This window comes from Kineococcus glutinatus, from assembly GCF_039542765.1.
In the GTDB taxonomy this organism is placed as follows: domain Bacteria; phylum Actinomycetota; class Actinomycetes; order Actinomycetales; family Kineococcaceae; genus Kineococcus_A; species Kineococcus_A glutinatus.
Genome location: NZ_BAABIL010000355.1, coordinates 1 through 1,812 on the forward strand (window position 1 = coordinate 1; position 1,812 = coordinate 1,812).

Here is a 1,812-nt window from a genome sequence, read left to right on the forward strand (position 1 = left end):
CCGATGGTGCTGGTCTCCGGGCGGCTGGCGGCCGAGCGGGTCACGGGCCGGGACCGCTCCTACCGCTCGCGGGCGTGGCGGTGAGCGCCCGCGACCTCGACGCGGCCGCGGCGGGCGACCCGCAGCTGCGCGACCCGGCGCTGCGGGCGGCGTTCGAGGAGTGCCGCCGGCTGCACGCCGCGCACGGGCGCACCTACTACCTGGCGACGCTGCTGCTGCCGCGGGCCAAGCGCCCCTACGTGTGGGCGCTGTACGGCTTCGCCCGCTACGCCGACGAGTTCGTCGACTCCCTGGAGCACCCCGACCCGCAGGCGCTGCTCGACTGGGGCGAGGCGTTCCTCGCGGGCCTGGACGCCGGCGACCCCCCGGACCCGGTGGGCCGGGCGATGGCCGCCACGATGCGCCGCTGGTCCGTGCCCCGCGCCCACGTGGAGGCCTTCCTCGCCTCGATGCGGATGGACATCACCGAGACCGGCTACGCCACCTACGCCGACCTGCAGCGCTACATGTACGGCTCGGCCTCGGTCATCGGGCTGCAGATGCTGCCGCTGCTGGAGCCGCTGACGCCGCAGGCGGCGCAGCCGGCGCAGCTGCTCGGCGAGGCGTTCCAGATGTCCAACTTCATCCGCGACGTCGGCGAGGACCTGCAGCGCGGGCGGATCTACCTGCCCGCCGAGGACCTCGACGCCTTCGGCGTGACGCGCGAGGGGCTGCTGGCCGCGCAGCGGGAGGGCGTGGTGCCGCAGCCGGTGCGCGCGCTGCTGGCCTTCGAGGTCGAGCGCACCCGGGAGCTGTACCAGCGGGCCGAGCCGGGCATCGCGATGCTGCACCCGACGAGCCGGGACTGCGTCCGCACGGCGTTCGAGCTGTACGGCGGCATCCTGGGCGCGGTGGAGCGCTCCGGTTACCGGGTGCTGGACCGGCGGGTGGCCGTCGGCGTGCCCCGGCGCCTGGCGGTGGCCCTGCCGGCCCTGGCGCGCGCCACCCGCGCCCGGCGCGAGGAGGCCCGCTGGAGGAGCACGGCCCCGGCCGCGGCGCTCTGAGCGGCGCTCAGAGCAGCAGGGCCTGCGCCCGGCGGCGGATCTCCGTCTTGTGCCCGGAGCGCAGGGCGTCGATCGGGCGCCCGGGCAGGGTGTCGTCGGGGGTGAACAACCAGCGCACGGCCTCCACGTCGGACAGGCCGGAGTCGGCGAGCACCGAGATGGTGCCGCGCAGCGCCGGCACCGGGCCGTCCTCGGCGAGGAAGGCGGCGGGCACGTGCACCACGCGCCGCTCCCCCAGCCGCAGCGCCAGCAGCTGGCGCTCCTGCAGCTGCTGGCGCACCAGGCGGGCGCTCACCCCCGTCCGCTTGGCGACGTCGGGCACCGTGAGCCACTCGCCCACGAGCTCCTCGACGGCGTCCCCCTGCTCCGATGCGATCTCTGCGCGCTGCGGTACGGCCACGGCACCAGCCTGCCACGAGGGGGCCGGTGCGCGGTGACGACCTGCCGCCACGCCGGGAGATCGCGCTGGCCGGGCGCGGCCGGAGGCGTCGGGTAGGTTCGGCCGCGAGCGTGATCCCGAACGGGACCAGCAGGCACCACGCACGGGAGCGGCCGGCACGTGCCGGCCCGGCACCGGCACGACGTCAGCGGAGGACACCAGCGCCATGCCCCTCGAGCCGCCCGCCGAGCAGCCCGCCGGGTCCCCGGCCGCCGAGCCCCCCACCGACGAGCCCCGCACGAGCGGGGCGGGCGAGCGCGAGGGGCGCGGCCCGAGCCCCTGGCTGGTCGCCGCCCTCGTCGGCGCCGCCGCCCCCGGGATCGCACCCGC

The 1,812-nt window shown here is 77.5% G+C and carries 2 protein-coding genes; one reads left to right on the forward strand and one right to left on the reverse strand.

Annotated elements, in window-relative coordinates; all coding sequences use genetic code 11:
- Positions 1-74: 74 nt before the first annotated feature.
- A complete protein-coding gene (locus tag ABEB16_RS13455) occupies positions 75-1,043 on the forward strand; it encodes a phytoene/squalene synthase family protein (protein WP_425560193.1) in 969 nt (322 codons plus the stop codon).
- A 7-nt stretch (positions 1,044-1,050) separates the two neighbouring features.
- On the opposite strand, the gene ABEB16_RS13460 is transcribed toward ABEB16_RS13455, so the two are convergent.
- On the reverse strand, positions 1,051-1,443 hold the full coding sequence (locus ABEB16_RS13460; protein ID WP_345712754.1) for an Rv2175c family DNA-binding protein: 393 nt from the start codon (positions 1,441-1,443) through the stop codon (positions 1,051-1,053).
- Positions 1,444-1,812 lie beyond the last annotated feature (369 nt).